The sequence below is a fragment of the Pyxidicoccus sp. M6 genome, from assembly GCF_055568925.1.
This window is the reverse complement of the sequence record NZ_CM145714.1, coordinates 6,283,187-6,299,485: the sequence shown is the minus strand read 5'-3', so window position 1 is coordinate 6,299,485 and position 16,299 is coordinate 6,283,187. Positions and strand designations below refer to the sequence as shown.

Genomic DNA, 16,299 nt, shown 5'->3' with positions numbered 1-16,299 from the left:
TCAGGCGTTCCGGAGGTAGTGACGGTTGAGCAGGTCCGAGCCATGGCTCGGAAGCGCGGAGGAAGACGACGGAGAGGAAGCAGGTGCGGGCGCGGTGATGACCACGTGGACCTCGCCGATGTGGACGCGAGGCTCCGCGGGCTCGCGCCGAGGCGGAGCAAATGGAGGCCGGACCGGCTCGGGCGGCGCCGCGCCGAATGGAGTCAGTGCGCGCGACGGGGAGCTGACGCGAGAGGCAGGAGCCGCGTCCTTGCGAGCGCCGGTGGGGCTCGCCGCCGAGCCCGTTGCCCGCGCGGCCGCGGTCGGAGACATGTGCTGCCCCGGACTGGTGGGGTGCGTCGCGGAATGCGGTGGAGCGAACGAACCCGGTGTCGGCGACACAGCGGAGCCAGGGGCCGCGTCAGGCGCGCTCGGGGCGCGCACAGCCGCGTTGGGCGCAGGCACCGTGTCATCGCGGCGCAGGCGCTGGAGCAGCGTGTCTGCCCCCTGCGTCTTCCCGGAGACTCGAACCGCGGCCGTGCCGGGCACGGACATGGGGCCGCGCGCCCCTCGCGCGAGCGCCTCAGCCACCTGCGCGGAGAGACTCGCCTCGGCGTCCGGACGGGTGACGACAAGGTCGCTCGCGTCGGTGAGTGGTGCAGTCGCTCCCGTGCGCGCGACATCATGGGGCACCGCAAGGGAGGAAGGCTCGCGGCCCGCCGCGAGGAAGGACGAAGCCCCAGGGGACATCTTCGGCGGAAGAGAGCGAGCGAGGAACGAAGGCGCACCGGACACTCGCGAAGTGGCGGCAAGTGCCTCGGCCCCTTGCATCGAGTCATGGGCCTCGGCGCGCTCCACCTCTGCCTTCACAACACCGCCCGACTTCGCACGCCCGTCGCGCCCAAGCGACGACACACCGGGTGTTGCACGGTCCTCGTCCCGCTGCACAGAGCTGTCTGCGCTGACTCGCTTCAACGCGCCCGACGCCAGGCCATCTGCTTTCGCGTGCACGGGTGCCGCGAGCACTGAATCGTAGGCAACCGTGCGCGTCGTCAGGGACTGCGTCGCCGAGCGCTCGCGGACCGTGTTGGACGCGAGCTCGAAGGTGTCCCGGCCTTCCAACGCGAGTCCCTCGGTCCGGAGAGCCGCTCCGCCTCCCTGGTCTTCCGGAGTTGCCGTCCCAGCCGCATCCGCGTGCGCGCTCCCGGTCGCGTCGGCGTCCGGCCCCGCGCCGGGCGCCTGCTTCCGGTGTGCATCGGAAAGAATGTCCGTCAGAAACCCCATCGCGCACTCCCGCCCGAATCACGTCGTCACACCCGCGTCCCGCTCCACGAGACGCAGGTACTGCCGCCGCCTGTGCCTCGGCAGCGCGAGAATCTCCCGCTCACTCCAGTGGTACGTGGTGGCCAGCGTGTGCACCTCCTCCAGCAACGCGGCCGGGCTCATCGCCAGGCACGCGTACGGGTCCACCTCCACCTCGCGCACCACCCCGCACGCCACACACGTCGCGCCCACCCGCGTCACCACCGCCGGAGACACCGCCTCCAGCGCGTCATCGATGCGGCGCAGGTCCTCGCTCTCCAGCCGCGCGACGTCCCCACCTGACTCCACACAGCGAGCCAGCAGCGCTCGCGCATCCGCCTCGCCCCCGTCCTCCAGCAGGGCCTCCTGGTCCGCGCCCGTGGGCACGCGCACCCGCAGCCGTCCCCGCGCCGTCTCCACCTCCGCGAAGGGAAACCCCTCGCCCGCCTCCTTCACCGGCAGCTCCGACACACGCAGCTCGAAGTCGAAGCGTTCCCCACACGCGCCGCACACCACCGTGTGCCACGGCTGCTCCACCCCGAGCAGCCGCTCCAGCTCGCGCATGAGGAACTGCCGGTCCGCCACGCACAGCTCACCGGCGAGCGCCTCGCTCACCGGCTCGCCGCCCACGTGCTCCAGCGTGGCGGCCAGCACCTGGGAGACCCGCCTCGGCAGCGGAGTGTCCCGCCCCGCCAGCTCGGCGATGCCCAGCTCCACGGCACCGTCGAGCTCGCGAAAGCGGAAGCCGCGCCGCACGCCCCCCGCGCGAAGGAGTCCCCCGGGCAGTCTCATCAGGTCTCCGCGGGCTCGGGCACGCTCGTGTCACGCTGCCAGCCCTCGTGCTGGAGCGTGAGCGTCTGGATGCCCACCGCGTTCATCGCCTGCGAGTCCAGGTCCGGCAGCGCCTGGTACTCGGACACCCAGGCCCGGAAGATCTTGTAGGAGATGGCCACCTGGCCCTGCATGTTGAGGACGTTGAGCACGAGGTCCTTGCGGAAGTTCTTCAAGGACATCGCCGCGTCGCCCTCGACGTTGTTCACCAGCGCGGCCCACGCCTCGAAAACGGGGTCATGCGTCAGCCCCTGCTCGAGGGTGATGGGGTCGTAGCTCGTGCCCCCCGGAAGGATGCGCTCGTGCGACGGGTCTCCCGCCGTGCGCCACTTGATGGCCTCGGTCTTCTTCTTGAGGGCCCCCATCTTCTTGAGTCCGGCCACCGGACGGCCGTCGATGAGGAGCTGGAACTTGAAGGTCCGGTACGGGTCGTGACGGTGCGTATTCACCGTGAACATCGGTGCAGCCATGTCTCATCACCTCTTTCGGTGGCCTTACTGCTGGAGCTTCTGCTGGATGCGGACGATGACGAACTCGGCCGCCTTGAGCGGCGCGAACCCGACGACGACGATGACCTGACCGCGGTCGATGTCCCCCTGGGTCATGGTGTCGCCCAGACCGCAGCGGACGAAGTACGCGTCGGAGGCCTTCTCGCCCTGGAAGGCGCCGGCCCGGAACAGCCCGTCCATGAACGAGCCGATGTTGGTGCGCAGCGCCGCGTGCAGCCGGTGGTCATTCGGCTCGAACACCGCCCACTGGATGCCGTTGTAGACGCTCTGCTCGATGAGGATGGCCGTGCGACGCACGGACACGTAGCGCCACTCGGGCTCCGCCTTGGTGGCCAGCGTGCGCGCGCCCCAGATGACGGAGCCGAAGTTGGGCAGCGAGCGCAGGCAGTTGACGCCCAGCGGGTTGAGCTGGTCCTGCGTCCCGTCGTCCACCACGAACTCCAGGCCGGCAACGCCCGTCAGCCCCGTCTCCACGCCCGCGGGCGCCTTCCACACGCCGCGGCGCGCGTCGATGCGGGACCACATGCCCGCGGCGAACGCGGACGGAGCCACGCGCACGGTGGGACTCTTCGTCCCCGGCGCCTCCGCCTTGTAGAAGGGGTTGGCCACCTTCACCCACGGGTAGTACGCGACGGAGTACGTGGACGTCGGCAGCTTGAGCTGGTCCACCTTCGACGCGGAGGTCAGCTCGAAGCCGGGCTCCGGGTCGACGATGAGTACCCGGTTGCGCAGCTCCTCGCAGTGCGCCAGCGCCGCGCTGACGGCACCGTTGCCCGCACCGGTGCTCGGCAGGGAGTTGCCCGGCAGCAGCACCGTGGTGATGTCGCGAATCTTCTTCAGCGCGCCGGCGAAGACGGCCTGGAAGTCCTCCGTGCGGGGCGCGCCAGCGGCGCCGCCCGCGAGCTTCGCCGTCGCGCTGGCCTCCACCGTGGCCGGCACCAGCAGCGCCGAGCCGTGCACCTGCGCGGGGTTGGACGCCGGGTCCACCTTCATGAGCCGCGCGAGCGCGCTGTCATACACCTCGACGGAGGAGGACGACGACTTCGCGGACGTGAGCACGAACTGGCGGTTGGTGCCGTCGTACGCGCAGGTGAAGTCCTTGAAGGGCGAGTCGGTGGGCGCGAGGGCGCGGACCGCGTTCTGGAGGGCGGTGGCCACCTTCCCGGCGTCCGCGGCGGCGTCCGTGCCGCCCAGCGCCAGGTCCGCCTTGAGGAGCGTGAAGGAGCGCGCTCCCAGTCCGTCCAGGTTGAGGCTGAACGGCAGCTCCGCCGGCAGGGGCCCCGGGGCGAAGTAGTTGGCGGGGACCGTGGTGGCGTGGAGCGCCGCGCCGGTGAGCTTGCCGCCGTTGGACAGGTCTCCGATGACGGTGGGGCTCGCGAGCTGCAGCTTCACCGGCGAGGACTCGCCATTGACCACGGCCAGCGCGTACGTCGGCGCGCGCTCGTTCATGGAGAGGTTGGGGAACGTCAGGTCCGCCTTGAAGCGCGGCAGCCCGTCCACCAACTCCATGTGACCGACCTCGAGCGTGAACGCGGGCGCGGCCAGGGAGGCCGAGCGGGTGACGCGATAGTGGAGCCCGTTGCCCCACGCGCCTTCACTGGTGGCGCGCAGGGTGAGCACCGGGTCCGGCGTCACGTCCGTGTTGTTCAGCGTCACCGACGCGGCCTGCGCCCCCGAGGGGTTGGCCACGCGGACGACGTACGCGTCCTTGCCACCGTTCTGGTAGTAGGCCAGCAGCGCGAAACCCATTGCATCCTGCTCGCTGCTGATGGCCCCGAAGGTACGCTCGTACTCCTCGAGGCTGTGCACCAACACCGGCGTGCCCAGGGGCCCGCGTGTCGCCTCACCCACGAAGGCGGCAAGAGATGTCGCCACGCCCTCGATAGGCTTTGCACCACTCGGAATCTCTTCCAGATAGACACCGGGGTGCAGATAGGTCGCCATGCCACTTCTCCTTGAGAAATGAATTGCACACACGTCTGACCTGTCAGGTCATGACGGGAGTTGAGACGGACTGCCGTATGAAGTGAGGAGCAGGCCAGGCACTGCTACCGGACGCCCGACCGCGCCCGGCGCCTGAGGCACCGCCGTGAGTTGCGAAGGCTTATACAATCGACGTCTGACAACCGCCTATCGCCCCCCCGCCAACCCTTTCCCTATACGCGCCAGGAAATTTTGCTTGGATATTGGCGGGACGATTTTTCTGCCGGACCCAATGATTGACTGGCGGTCAGGAGTGAAAACACTCATCCTGGAATTTGATTCCAGCCGTCGTTTCCGTGGCCAAAGATGAGCCCGGGGCCCTCGCCCATCTGGAACACGGACCGGAGAAGCACCTTGAGCAACTCTTCGCCTGTCGCTCCGGTGCCCGAGTCCTCCAGCGCGCCATGGCTCGCCTCCATCCACCGGAACGGAGTCCCCGCCGGACACAACTCCACCGCAGAGACAAAGCACCCCAGCACGCGGGAGAGGTCGATGATTCGGGCGTCCTCGAAGGCGCCGTCGTGGCGGACCTCGACATACGGTGCGTCGAAGGCGGGGGAGCGCCTGGCTCGCCAGCGGCCGCCGCGCATCAGGCCAGACTCGGCCGCTGTGCGCCATGCACGCTCCTCCACATCCGACAGTATCAGGAGGCTTTCGCGGGAGAGGGCCTCGGGCGAGAAGCGCTCCATGGGGGCGGATACCTTCCAATCCTCCACCGCCAATACCTCCGCGTAGTGCAGTCTCCCAGGGAGCGTGCCGCAGAGGTTCGCGAAGCGCTCCTCATACAGGTCCACCAGGGAGCGCCCTCCGAGAAGCTGGTACAGGGGCGGACTTCCCAGCGTGGTGGACGTCAGCCCCCCTTCCTCACGCGCCACCTCGAGGGTGCGCCCGGAGAAGAAGCCGCAGAGTCCTCTTCGCGTGAGCAGGTCGTACTGCTCCATGCCCACGACGAGGCCATCCGCCACCGCCGACAAGCCCCTGAAGAAGCAGAGGTCCCAGTGCTCCGGCCCGTGCTCGTCGAGGACCAGCACCGCACCTCCACGTTCGCGGGCGCGGAGCACACGCCACCGGAGTGTTCCGGGCTCGTGCACTGGAAGCGGCGCGCCGGGCTCGAAACGCTGGCGCGCCAGCACCTGTCTCCCCACGCGGGCAAGCGCCTCCGCGAGCCGCCCATGCGCCTCCAGCCCGATTCCGGGAGCAAGGCAACTGATGAAGTGACCCGCCATCACCCGCTCCCTTCAGGGAAGTTTCTTGAAGTCATACCGCGTGCCATCGAACGTGACGCGAACCTTGGCGTCCTGACAGTGGATCTCGATGAGCGACACGAGGTCTCCGTCGAAGACGTCGCCGACGACCCTGGGCTTCTTGTCCTTTCCCTCCAGGGGACCGGCCCAGCCGCCCTCCACTTCCGCGAGCGTGTAGCCCGGCACCTCGATGTAGACCTCCACGTGGTGGATGCCGGCCGCGCGCGCCTTCTCCAACGCCCCCATTGCCGTGCCGCGCACGGACGAGGGGGGGAAGTTATCCCTGTCATTCGGAGGGATGTACTTGAGCTGCATGGGCCGTGGCGGTGAGCCCAGCGTCCCGTCAATGCCCGGGTACGACTGCCGCAGGGCCGTGTCTCCAAAGAGGACGAGCTCCTCCTTCTTGTAGTCCTGGAGCCGCCTGGCCTGCTCGATTTCGAAGTCCGCGGGGGGCTTCGCCTCGAAGCGGATGGAGACCTGGCCCTCCTGCTTGAAGCCAGGCAGGTCCGGCCGGAGCGGAGCTCTCAGGTTGGAGCCGTGTCGGTAGAGGCGCTCATGTGACGCCAGTTCCGCCGCCAGCTCATCCAGCCTGGCCTCCAAGCGGGCCTGAGGCATCCCCTTCCCGGCCCTCCAATCCAGCCTCGACTCGAGCGGGACGCCGCTCCGGACCGCGCGACTGGCCCAGAAGTCGAACAGCGCCCGCTTGTCGGGTGGGATGCGAGTACGAGCGTACTGCTCATTCTGCTCGGGAATCCGGCCGCCCGTGGCGGCGCCCGACTCCAGCATGGAGGTGAATGCTCCCGTGGTTCCTGGAGCGGGAGGAATCAGGACCACACGGTCCGAGGGGTCCGCCGAGACCGTTGTCTTCACGGCCTCGGTGAGTGCGCTCAGCCGGAGGTCGAGTGTCCGTCGGTCCGCCAGCTGCGCGGCGGTTTCCCGGAGCCACCCCTCAAGCCCCACCAGGCGGCCTTCGGCCTGAAGGTCCGCCGCCCGGTCGATGATGGCTGTCAGGGGCTCCTGGCCCGTCTTCTGAAGCCGTACACGGATGGCCTCCAGCTCGGCCTGTTGCGCACCCAGGTCCTGCAGGGTCGCCTTCTCGTAGGCGGCGACGAAGCCTCGCCCTTCGGCCACCGAGTCGACCAGGCTCTCGTAGTAGTAGAGCTGGCCCCGTAGGGTATCGAGCTGCTGCTGGATGGCTTCGGCCTCGCGCGCGAGCGCCGCGCTGTCCTTGTCGCCGAGCTGCTCGATGCGGCCCTCGATGTCCCGCCGCATTACCTCCAGCTCGTCGATGATGCCGCGCAGCTTGCGCACCTCCAGGCGGGACTCGAAGCCCTGCGTGCCGTAGCCGGGGATGCGGGTGAAGATTTGCGTGATGCGGCTGAGCAGCCGGCGGATGTGGCCGATGGGCCCCTCGTAGCGGAGGAGGATGCGCGCCGTCTCCAGGTGCGTGCGAATCTGGAACGGGCCCGCGTCCGGTCCCACCTCGAGCTGGAACCGCCCGCGCCGGTAGCGCACGCGTGTGGACCCGCTCTTCAAGTCCGGGTGCTCCACCACGGAGACCCGGCCCTGCAAGTCCCCCAGCTCCGCTTCCAGCTGGCGCACCCGCGTGTTCACCTCGGGCGCATGGATCGCCGGAGCCGCTTCGCGCGAGGCCAGCGCGGAGTCCTCACGGCGCGGCGTCGCGACACCATCGCCCTCCGGCGTGACGTGCGGCTCACCGTCCGGACGCGCGCGTACGTCGGGAGCCTCTCCCGTCACGGGCCTGCCAGCCTCCGCCTCCACGGGCCGCGCTGAAGTCTCGGACACCCACGTGCGACGCGTGCCTCCGGCGTCGCCCGGGTGCAGCATCTGCGCGGCGGACTCCACCGTCATCAACCCCGAGCGCACCGCGCCGAGGATGGCCTCCGCCCGTCTCGCCGCCAGCTCGCCCGGGCTGAGCTGCCCCTTCTGCTTCTCCAGCGCCGCGAGCTCCATCTCGAGCTGCACCGGAATGACGATGACCGACGAGCCGAGCTGCAGCTGGCCGTAGATGTGGAGCATCCCCTGCAGCCGCTCCACGCGGTTGGCCCAGCGAGGGACGTTGCGCAGCGCGCCCAGCGAAGGCGCCGCCACGCCCGCCATGCCGCCGACAATCGACGAGACGTCCATGATCGTCTCGAAGTCCCACCGCAGCGCTCCCGCCGAGTGTCGCCGCGACAGGCTGTCCACCGCGACGACGGCGCCTGCCACCGCGCCGACCGCTCCCACCGCCAGGCCCACGGGCCCCGTGAGGAACAGGCCGGCCAGCTCCGCCGCCGTGGCAAGGTCTCTCAGGCGCTGCATTACCCGGGCGCGCGTGCCCGGAGCGCTCCGCATCCGCGGCTCCACGCCCAGCGGACCGTTCGCGGATTTCTCCAGCGCTTCGGGCAGGCGGATGGCGAGCGTGCCGCGCCCGTAGCCGTTGTTCTCCCGGAAGTCGACGAACGCCCTGCGCACGGCCTCCGCGTGGCCCGCCGCGCCCGCCTGCGTGCTGCGCCCCTCGAAGACGTGCCTGTCTCTCGGAGAGGGCACGGTGACGTCCGCGAGCAGGTAGTGCCGGGCCCCCTCGTGCGAGTTCTTCGCCTCGCCGAGCATCATGATGAGCTCGTTGACCTGGCCCGTCTCCTCGGACACCAGCGTCACGTGCGGCCGGAAGTCGCGCCCGGGGATGCTGCCGTCCACCTCGCCAATCAGCCGCAGGCGCGCGTCCATCCCCTTCTTCTGCGCGCGCAGCTCACGCTGGTACTCGCCGAGCGGAATGCCCTGCAGCTCCAGCTGCACGTCCAGCAGCCGCGCCTCCGCGCTCCGCTGCTCCCTCGGAGTGCCGGCTTTGCGGTCCGCGGCTAGCCGGTCCGCCGCCGCGAGGCGCTGCTCCAGCGCCTTCACCGCGTCTGCCCCCAGCTCCGCCGCGGTACCCGTCTCCGCCCTGTGCAGCGCCGCGATGCGAGCATCGATCCGCTCGCGCTCTTCACCCTCCGCCGTGTCGCGCTCGGCCTCCAGCCGGCGCAGCTCGTTGGCGCCGCGCTCGTTCACCTCGGCGGCGCGCCGATTCACGTCCACCACCTTCACCGCGAAGGTGGCGATGCTGGACGCGCGGCGGATGACACTGCTCTCGTCGGACGTCGGCGTGGCGATGCAGCGGATGAGGAACTCGCCTTCGTGACTCCACCCGATGCCCTGCTCGCTTCGCGGCGTGGTGACGAGGTCGATGTAGCTGCTGATGCTGGCCCGCCCAAGCCGCACCACGTTGCTCAGACCCACCACGCCCAGCCACGCCGCACGGGCCTGCCAGGTCGCCGCGACCAGGGGCGCCGGACCTGAGAGGGAATCCTCGAAGTCGGCCCGCGTGTCCTCTCCGCTGTCCTCCAGCTCGCGCTCGACGTCGCGGGCGGAGCCTTCCATGCGCGAGAGCTGCTCGACGGAGTCCGTGGCCCGCCAGGCCAGCGCGCCGCGCGCCTCGGGCTTCACGTCCGTCACCTCGTAGATGTCCCAGACGTACGAGATGGGCTGCAGCCGCGCGGCCACCTGGTCCATCGTGGTCATCCCCGCGGGCGCGTAGTCGAGCACCATCTCGAAGCGCTGCGTGGCGCCGGTGACGGTGATGTCCGGGCCGTAGTTGATGATGCGCGCCGGATAAGCGGGCGCGTTGGCCACGCGCGCTGCTCCCTCCAGCCTGGGCGCTTCCGGCCTCGCCGTGCCCTGTTTCTTCGTGAAGCCCGTCTCCGAGGCCCCACCTGTCACGCGCGTGCTCGCCTCCGCGTCACGCGACTCGCGCAGTTCCTCCGCGGCCTCCTGTACGCGCCGCGCGAGCGCGTCCACCGTCTCGTCGCCCGCCACGGGGAGCGACGTGTGCGCGCCATCCACCCAGACGTTGACGAACGCGCCGCGCTCGTTGGACCAGGCCACCAGCCGGTCCGGCACCACGCGGCGCTCCGATGTGGACAGCCCCTCCTCGCCGCCCGGCACACCGGTGTCGTCCGCCTTTTGCGCGAACCGCTCGCGGACTCCGGCGACGAGCTGCTCCGCGCCCGACGTGTCCACCTTCCCCGTGCCACCGGAGGGCGTGGTGGTGGGGATGCCCACCAACGCCACGACGTTGCCGCCCTCCCTGCCGACCCGCTCCGTGAAGCGCCGGGCCTCCTCCGGCTTCAGCCAGCGCGCGAGGAACGCCACGTCCTCCTTCTCGAAGACCCACGACTCCCAGCTTCGCTCGCCGTTCAGCTCCACCAGGCGCAACAGCTCCGACTCGGCTGCGAGGTACCAGCCCGGCCTCCAGGTGGAGGCGTCCGGCCGGAGCATGAAGGCGTCCACCTGTTGCCCGTTCGGTCCGAACCAGATGACCGTGTCCCCAACGAGCAGCAGCGTGACGAGGCGCGAGAGCAGTGCTTCACCGTCCCTGCCCTGCCTCGCCACCTCCGCGCGTCCTTCATCGAGCAGCGCACTGACGCCACCTGCCGAGGGGCGCACGAAGACGATGTCTCCTGCGAGAACGGACGCAGACGGCGCCGCTGAATGTCCGGAGACCTCACCGACTCCGCCGATAGACACGGACGGCGGCCCCGAGTCCCCCAGGGGAACGACAGGAGGCCCACCCGCGCCGGAAGACACGGAGGCCGGCGGAGACTCTGGCGCCACGGCGGACGGCACGGGCGTGAAAGCCGGAGCATCCTCGAGGATGTCCCGCAGCTTCTCCCGCTCCGCATCCATCTCACGCGGCTCGGTTTGAGGTAGCGCTATTGGAGGCTTGAACCGGACACGCGCCGGTTCCCGGGTGGTTTGCACCTTCACGCCGGGCATGAGACAGCCTCCCTCTGACATTCGCGCTGCGTACGCGAGCGCGTATGACCGCGGTGTCCCCTCATGACCATCCTTCCAGCGGGAATGCGCATACACACATCCCCTGCTCCAGACACCCACCCGGCCGGGGTGCTGGCCCAATCACTGTCGGACTTCGGGACTCCCCCTCTACATACCTACGGACGGAGCTTCGGCATCGGGTCGTCGAGCTTCCCTACAATTTCCTGACGAAGAAATTCGCATCGCCGGGAAGATTTTCGCGAGCCCTCGTTCTCACTGCACCAACACCGACGCATTCCGCGTCCGCACCCTGGAGAATGATGATGAAGACGTCCCGTATCGCCCCTGCCCTCGCTCTCGGCCTTGCCCTCACCAGCCTTCCCGCGCTCGCGGACAGCGCGTCCTGCACGCCTGCCAATGTGGCAGTGTATTCCAGCCGCATCCACGTGAAGTGCGCCGCGTCCGCCGCGGGCGGAATCTGGTATTTCGCGCTGTCCACCACCGACACCGCTCATGCGAATCGCATGCTCAGCCTGCTCAGCACCGCGCTCGCCGGTGGCCGCACGCTGTCCATCGACTACAACCCCTCTACCACCGCGGGCACCAGCATCGGCTGTCAGTCCAATGACTGCCGGCTCATCAACTGGGTTGCGATGTGGTGAGACGTCACGGATTCCTGAGGCCTCCCATGGAAATCCGACGCGTCTGGTATGGGTTTTCCCTCCTGGCCTGTCTGCTGGGAGCACTCCCCGCCCAGGCCTCCCTGTATTGGCAACATGGCGTCCGGAGCACGACGCCCAGCATCTGCTTCGTGGGCGACGCGCTGACCTCGCGTGCCACGCGCGTGCAGCAGGTGCTCGACTACATCCACGACTTCGAGCGCGCCGCCAACATCCGCTTCAACTACCTGGGCACCTGCCCGGCCTCCATCGTCCAGGCCAACGGCGATGACTGGTTCGGCGGCGACATCCGTGTCGTCCTGCCCGGCACCAGCGTCTCCGGCACCGGCATGGTGCCCGGCAACGGCTGCCCCATGTTCCTCGACGGTAACGGCAACTACAACGGAGAGAACAACGGCTGGGGAAGCTGGTCCAACGCACCGAGCGACCTCACCGCCAACCGAAGCTGCCGCTACAACCTGAAGCTGGGTGACGACGCGGACGGCTTTGGCGTGCCCTGGAGGAACCACACGCTGCACGAGTTCGGTCATGCGCTGGGCCTCGCCCACGAGCACGTCCGCAACGACGTGGACTCCGCCACGTGCACCGCCAGCGGCTACGGCGGCAGTGCGAGCAGCGGCCACCTCACGCCGTATGACAGGTACTCGGTGATGCACTACCAGTTCCTGGCCTGCGGCATCGACGGCAACTACGGCCACTCGGGCCTGTCCACGTGGGACCAGCTCGCGCTGCACATCCTCTACCCGGAGCCCGTGCGCGTCGCGGAGCTGGTGGGCCGCACGGTCATCCGCACCACCGAGCCCCTCAGCCTGTCCTCCGCCTGGGGCGCGCGCGGTGCCACGCTCTCCGTCGTCGCCTCGTCCTTCGCGTGGACGCTGGGAGGCATCAGCTACAGCTCGTCCAGCAACCTCTCCTCGTGGCTCGGCGCTGGGACGTACTCGCTGCAGTTCTCCCACGCGGACTTCCTCGGCCGGACGTACTCGTACTCCGGCACGGTGAAGGTGCTCACGCCCGCGGACTACGCGGAGCAGGTCGTGGTGCCCGTGTCCACGAGGGTGCCCCTGCTGTGAGTTGGAGCTCGAAGTCCCGCGCGGCGGCTCGCTGAGCAGGAGCCGCCGCGTCCGGCGTCAGGGGCCGCCGCCTCCAGGGCGTCCGGCGTCAGGGGCCGCCGTACACGCCCAGCCACACCTCGTTGTTCTTGAGGTGGTCGGCCACGCGAGCGGGGTTGGGGGGCGAGTTGGTGGAGAACGCGAACACCACCGAGCCGCCAGGGCCCGCCGCGGCCTGGACGACCTCCGTGTCGCGCTGGCCCTCGAGGAGCAGGAGGTCCTGCTGCGCGCCGCTCGCGTCCAGCGTCAGGATGAAGCCCTTGCCGTTGTCCTGCGTGCGCCCGTTGTTCAGCTCCACGTAGCCGGTGTGGCCCGCGAGGCAGTAGCGCTCCGTCCCGCACGGCACCAGGGCCACGGGCGCCTCGTCCTGGTCCAGCGAGAAGTCGCGGGTGACGTACTCCTCCGCCGGGCGGTCCAGACGGCCCGAGGCGAAGAACAGGTTGGTGTCGAAGCGCTTGTCCTCGCGCTCCGTCCGGCTGCTCGAGCGGGCGCCGATGGCGAAGGCCCCGCCCCCCACCGCGAGGCCGGCGATATCGTCCGCGGTGTCCGTCGGTACGATTCTCGCGCCCAGCAATGCGCCCGTGGACTCGAAGCTCGTCACGAGGATGCCCCGGCGCTGCGGCCCGTCCGGAAGCCGCCGGAGCGACTCCGCGTACGCGCGCCGCTGGACGTCCAGCAGGGGCGTGGCGACGTGGGCCCGGCCCGACTCGTCCACCGTCAGCGCCCAGCCGATGAAGGGCGCGCCCATGGCGTACATCTGCTCCCAGGTCGAGGCCCGGAGAGCCACGCTCGGCGACACCACCCCCACCCACTGCGTTTGCAGGCGGCTGTCGAGCCGGAGCAGGCGCAGGCCGTCCATTCCCGCCAGCACGTACACGTCCTCGCCGACGGGTTGGACGAGGAGGGCCGTCATCGTGCGCTCGTCCTCCGGCACCTCGATCTTCGACACCCGGCCGTCCGGTGTGGCCTCGAAGTAGAGCCGCTCCTCCGGAGGCACATCGTTGCGCAGCACGCGCTCGGCGATGACGGTGCCGTCCGGACGCAGGCGCCGCAGCTGAAGCTCCGTCTTCGACGCCGTCTTCTCCCAGCCGAAGACGGAGAGCTCCCCGCTGGGGTGCACGACGAAGTCCTGGATGAAGTCCGGCATCGTCAGCTCGCCGAGGAGCTCTCCCCCGGGCCCCACGTGTGTCAGCACCTTGACGGCCGGGTAGTAGAAGCTCTCGTCGCCGTGGTCCTTGAACTCGCCGCGGCGGAGCCACGCGGAGCCGTCCGCCAGCACGGACAGCGCGTGCACGCTGCTCTGGAAGCCACAGTCCACCCGTCTCACCCGGGTGCGCGCGTCGAAGGGCTCCCGCGCCTCGTAGCCGGCCTGCGCGTCGCGGACACAGTCGTCGTTGGCCGAGTCCGAGCAGGCTCCAAGCAACGGAACGAGGGCGGCAAGCATGAGGGAAAGGCGGGCCATGACGTCACTCCGGCGGGGCGTTGCAGAAGATGGATTCGAGGAGCACGCCACCCGCCGGCCCGGGTGACCGGGACGCGCGTCCCGACGGCGGCACTATAGACACGGCGTGCGCGGAGCGACTCAACGGCTCAGCGGCCGGAGTGTTCGAGGTCCCACGCCACCAGCCGCGCCACGCCCTCCTCCACCGACACCCGGGCGCGGAAGCCCGTCTCGCGCTCCAGCGCGGAAGCGTCCGCCCACGTCGCGTCCAGCTCTCCCGGCTGGGCCGGCAGCGGATTCACCCGCGCTCGCGTCCCCACGTGCCGCTCCAGCAGCGCCAGGAAGTCGCGCATCGCCACCGGCTCGCCCCGGCCGACGTTGAGGAGCCGGTACGGCGGTGTCCCGGAAGGTGGCCTGTCCAACACGCGCACCACGGCCTCCGCCACGTCGTCCACGTGCGTGAAGTCGCGCCGCATCCGGCCCTCGCCGTAGAGGTCGATGGGGCGCCCCTCGCGCAGGGCCCGCAGGAAGAGCATGGGCGCCATGTCCGGCCGGCCCCACGGCCCATACACCGTGAAGAAGCGCAGGCCCGTGGTGGGCAGCCCGTGCAGGTGGCTTGAGGTATGGGCCAGCAGCTCGTCCATGCGCTTGGTGGCCGCGTAGACGCTCAGCGGCCGGTCCGCCGCCGCGTCCTCCCGGAAGGGCACCGGTGAGCCCGCGCCGTACACGGAGCTGGAGGACGCGTACACCAGGTGCTCCACGCCCCGCGCTGCCTCCAGGACGTGGAGGAACCCGGTGACGTTCGCATCCAGGTAGCCTCGCGAGGCCCCCGGCCCCCTCTCCCGCACGCCCACGCGGGCCGCGAGGTGCACCACCCGCTCCGGGCGCTCGCGCTCGAAGAGGGCGCGCAGCACCTCCCCATCCGTCACGTCCACCGGATGGAAGGTGAAGCCCTTGGCGCCCGGCAGGCTCCTCAGGCGAGCGAGCCGGGCCTGCTTGAGGGGCACGGCGCCGGACGGGTCCAGGTTGTCCACGCCGAGGACGGAATCCCCCCGTGCGAGCAGCCGCGCGCTGACGTGATGCCCGATGAAACCCGCCGCTCCGGTGACGAGGACCCGCATGCGCCCCGTACGCTCCCACGGAGCGCTTCCCGTCTCCACCGCTTGCACGTAGGGTGGAGGTTGCATGGTGTCCGTGAAACAGCTCCGTCCCTTTGCCGGGGCCCCGCTGGACGCATTCATGGCCGCGTCCGGCCCGGTGGCCCTCATCCAGCCACCCGCGGCGCTGCTGCAGGCCGCCGCCCTGAGCAATACCAGCGTCCGCACCGTCGCCATGGCCCACCGCGCGCGCATGGAAGAGCGGCTGCTGGCCATGCTCCGCGACTTCGACAGCCTGGAGGTCCATTTCCTCCAGCCCACCGTCGACGGCGAGGAGTTCACCGTGGGCCGCACCGACACGTGCGACCTCGTGGTGCCGGACCCGTCCGTCTCCCAGCACCACGCCACCCTGCGGTGGAACGCCGAGCGCGGCGGCTTCACCGTCCGCGACGCGGAGTCCATGAACGGCACCTTCCTCAACGGCGCGCCGCTGGCCTACCGCGCCCAGGTGCCGCTCCACGACGGGGACACGCTGGCCTTCGGCGACGCCCAGTTCCTCTACCTGCGCGCCGAAACCGTCCACGAGCACCTGCGCCGGGCCAGCCCCAAGCCGCCTCCCGCGCCCTGACGATTCGCGGAGCGGCGCGGTGCCCAAAGGCTCAGGGCACCGCGCGCACGGCCTCGATGACCGCCTTGCGCAGGTACGAGTTCCAGTCCGCCTGCGCCGTGAAGACGCTCACCTGGGACACCGTGTGCGTCTCGTTGCGCCACTTGAGGTCCCCACCGGGGGACACCACGCCCGTGTCCAGCACCACCTCGGCCCGGCCCAGCGAGTAGATGGTGGACGCGTCCACCCAGGCCAGCACCACCACCACCGCGGCCTCGGCCTGGTTGTCGTCGATGAGCTTCACCACCTCGTCCGTGGAGGGCGCGGGGGCCGCCGAGATTCGCGTGCCCACCACCTCGAAGCCGCGCTCGCGCAGCACCGCCTCCGTCTGACTCACGAGCACCGTGCGCGGGTTGCCCTCCCCCATCAAATCCTCGCGGTACGTGGCCGTGGGCAGCGTGTCCACGCGCGAGCCCACCACCACCACCACCTTGCGGATGGCTCCAGGCGGACGGACCTGGGGCGCGGCACAGGCGGCGAGCAGGAGACTCAGGACGACGGCGGGACGGAGGATGCGCATGGCGATGGACCCGGAAGATGGAAGGGGGCTGCGATGCAGGCAGCGCACGAAGCGCCCGGACTTCAGCACTCCCTCCCCCAAGATGCACACCTGACTTTCCCGGGTGTGGCCGCGCGGACATG

Annotated in this window: 12 protein-coding genes; 3 read left to right on the top strand and 9 right to left on the bottom strand. The window is 70.0% G+C overall.

Going from position 1 to position 16,299, the window contains the following annotated elements; translation table 11 throughout:
* The 6 genes from ACVTJA_RS25090 to ACVTJA_RS25065 all read right to left on the bottom strand — a co-directional run bounded on the left by ACVTJA_RS25090 (position 1) and on the right by ACVTJA_RS25065 (position 10,573).
* The gene (locus ACVTJA_RS25090; RefSeq protein ID WP_465839779.1) at positions 1 to 312 is read right to left on the bottom strand and encodes a hypothetical protein; all 312 of its coding nucleotides are present in this window, start codon (positions 310 to 312) and stop codon (positions 1 to 3) included.
* Between the two features lie 969 nt (positions 313 to 1,281).
* Positions 1,282 to 2,073, bottom strand: a complete 792-nt coding sequence (locus ACVTJA_RS25085) for a hypothetical protein (RefSeq protein ID WP_465839777.1) — start codon at positions 2,071 to 2,073, stop codon at positions 1,282 to 1,284.
* The gene (locus ACVTJA_RS25080) at positions 2,073 to 2,582 is read right to left on the bottom strand and encodes a phage tail protein (protein WP_465839775.1); all 510 of its coding nucleotides are present in this window, start codon (positions 2,580 to 2,582) and stop codon (positions 2,073 to 2,075) included. Before ACVTJA_RS25080 ends, ACVTJA_RS25085 begins: the two co-directional genes overlap by 1 nt.
* 24 nt (positions 2,583 to 2,606) lie before the next feature.
* On the bottom strand, positions 2,607 to 4,565 hold the full coding sequence (locus ACVTJA_RS25075) for a phage tail sheath C-terminal domain-containing protein (protein WP_465839774.1): 1,959 nt from the start codon (positions 4,563 to 4,565) through the stop codon (positions 2,607 to 2,609).
* Between the two features lie 302 nt (positions 4,566 to 4,867).
* Positions 4,868 to 5,635, bottom strand: a complete 768-nt coding sequence (locus ACVTJA_RS25070; RefSeq protein ID WP_465839773.1) for a hypothetical protein — start codon at positions 5,633 to 5,635, stop codon at positions 4,868 to 4,870.
* Between the two features lie 207 nt (positions 5,636 to 5,842).
* Complete coding sequence (locus ACVTJA_RS25065) at positions 5,843 to 10,573, bottom strand: hypothetical protein (RefSeq protein ID WP_465839771.1); 4,731 nt, start codon at positions 10,571 to 10,573, stop codon at positions 5,843 to 5,845.
* A 413-nt stretch (positions 10,574 to 10,986) separates the two neighbouring features.
* Between ACVTJA_RS25065 and ACVTJA_RS25060 the strand changes: the two genes are divergently transcribed.
* Entirely contained in the window at positions 10,987 to 11,325 is a 339-nt protein-coding gene (locus ACVTJA_RS25060) for a hypothetical protein (protein ID WP_465839769.1), read from the top strand.
* Between the two features lie 26 nt (positions 11,326 to 11,351).
* A complete protein-coding gene (locus ACVTJA_RS25055; protein WP_465839768.1) occupies positions 11,352 to 12,413 on the top strand; it encodes a zinc metalloprotease in 1,062 nt (353 codons plus the stop codon).
* Between the two features lie 88 nt (positions 12,414 to 12,501).
* Here the strand turns inward: ACVTJA_RS25055 and ACVTJA_RS25050 are convergent, their stop codons facing one another.
* A complete protein-coding gene (locus ACVTJA_RS25050) occupies positions 12,502 to 13,914 on the bottom strand; it encodes a hypothetical protein (protein ID WP_465839766.1) in 1,413 nt (470 codons plus the stop codon).
* A gap of 128 nt (positions 13,915 to 14,042) precedes the next feature.
* On the bottom strand, positions 14,043 to 15,014 hold the full coding sequence (locus tag ACVTJA_RS25045) for an NAD-dependent epimerase/dehydratase family protein (protein ID WP_465839764.1): 972 nt from the start codon (positions 15,012 to 15,014) through the stop codon (positions 14,043 to 14,045).
* Positions 15,015 to 15,078: 64 nt separating this feature from the next.
* Between ACVTJA_RS25045 and ACVTJA_RS25040 the strand changes: the two genes are divergently transcribed.
* The gene (locus ACVTJA_RS25040; RefSeq protein WP_465839762.1) at positions 15,079 to 15,618 is read left to right on the top strand and encodes an FHA domain-containing protein; all 540 of its coding nucleotides are present in this window, start codon (positions 15,079 to 15,081) and stop codon (positions 15,616 to 15,618) included.
* 31 nt (positions 15,619 to 15,649) lie between these two features.
* Here the strand turns inward: ACVTJA_RS25040 and ACVTJA_RS25035 are convergent, their stop codons facing one another.
* Entirely contained in the window at positions 15,650 to 16,258 is a 609-nt protein-coding gene (locus ACVTJA_RS25035) for a hypothetical protein (RefSeq protein WP_465839761.1), read from the bottom strand.
* Positions 16,259 to 16,299 lie beyond the last annotated feature (41 nt).